Raw genomic sequence first — 1,616 nt, forward strand, 5'->3', positions numbered from 1 at the left:
TACGAAAATAAGTACGGATAAGCTAAAAGATGGCGATATGGTCATGGTCGATGGTACGAATGGAATTGTCACGCTTCTAAATGAATAAATAGTTCTCTTCGCTTCCATTTGACAACAGCTCTTTTTCCTTTATATACTGCCTAATGGAAAGTAAATACTTACATTCAGGAAGCATAAAGGATGATTAACATGAAAAAAGATGAAACAAAAAAGAAGATAACAAAAGCTACAATAGAACTGCTTAAAGAAAAAGGCTACAAAGGTACTACCACTAGAGAAATTGCAGAACAAGCTGGCGTTAATGAATTAACTGTTTTTCGCCACTTTGGCAATAAAGAAGGCATTATTCAAGCTATTGTCAAAACAACAAGCTTTTCGCTTGGAATTTTTGATAAATCAATTGAATGGGAGCTTGAAAAAGATTTGACGAATTTCGGTTACCTGTTACTAAAAGACTTTGATAATAACCGAGACATGATTTCAATTGCTTTAAAAGATCCTTTAATTTTCTCACAGGCGCACGAAGAAATTTTGAAAAAAATTAATGATACGAAAGAAATACTAAAAGAATACTTTGAAGAAATGCAAAGGAAAGGATATATCAAAGAATTAGATTGCTGTACACAAGCGGAGATTTTCCTAAGTACGTATTGGGGATATTTTATGTATAAACTAAATTTTGGAGACAAAGCCTTACATGCAGATTATCAAGATATGATAAAAAACAGTATAAAAACGTTTATAAAAGGAATTTCTCTCCATTAAAAGGAGGCAATAATGTTTGGGTAAACATAAAGAGCTTATCTTGATTATTTCATTACTAATTGGGACATTTCTTGTACCAATAAATTCGACAATGATTGCCGTTGCTCTATCAACCATATCGGCTCATTTTAATGAACCACTTGCAAGTATTTCTTGGGTAGTAACTATTTATTTAATTGTAATGGCTGTCACTCAGCCTATCGCTGGAAAGCTAGGAGATCTATATGGAAACAGAAATATCTATTTATGGGGCGTGGTGTTCTTTCTGATAGCATCTTTAGGCTGTATATTTTCAACTAATCTCATTTCTCTTATTATCTTTCGATCACTGCAGGCAGTAGGAGGAGCTTTACTTACTCCAAACACTATAGCAATCATTAGATATGTGGTGCCAAAAGAACGGCTTCCTAAAGTTCTAGGTATATTTGGAATGGGGATGGGTTTGGGTGCTGCAATTGGACCTTTACTAGGGTCTGTCCTGCTTGAAAACTTCAATTTGGAAGCTATATTCTGGGTCAACGTTCCTTTTCTTTTCTTAGCTTTAATCAGCGGAATAGTTACGATTCCTAAATTTAATGTTAAAAAGCAAACAAGTACTTTAGATATTCAAGGTTCCATTTATTTAGCAATTAGCATTTCTTTATTGATCTTGTTGACACACGGTATGGAATTTACCAAGGCTTTAATAATGGGAATAATATTTATTTTATCTACAATCTTGTTTATCAAAAGAGAAAATACGGCAGAAAACCCGATTATCGATTTTTCTTTATTTAAAAATTCCACCTTTACAAGCGCTAATTTATCTATTATGCTTAGCAACTTTGTTATGTATGTGATTTTATTAATTA

2 protein-coding genes are annotated in these 1,616 nt (G+C 32.8%); both read left to right on the forward strand.

Translation table 11 applies throughout. The annotated features are described in order from the left end of the window. Positions 1–189: 189 nt before the first annotated feature. A complete protein-coding gene (locus AC1DRF_RS26925) occupies positions 190–765 on the forward strand; it encodes a TetR/AcrR family transcriptional regulator (protein WP_427076720.1) in 576 nt (191 codons plus the stop codon). A gap of 16 nt (positions 766–781) precedes the next feature. Next, the coding region (locus AC1DRF_RS26930; protein ID WP_477742182.1) for an MFS transporter at positions 782–1,616 on the forward strand (835 nt) is incomplete at its 3' end.

The sequence above is a fragment of the Priestia sp. P5_B4 genome (assembly GCF_056400385.1).

Excerpts from the sequence above, each read along its gene's own strand:
- AC1DRF_RS26925 (WP_427076720.1), top strand. The coding sequence starts at position 190 with ATGAAAAAAGATGAAACAAAAAAGAAGATAACAAAAGCTACAATAGAA.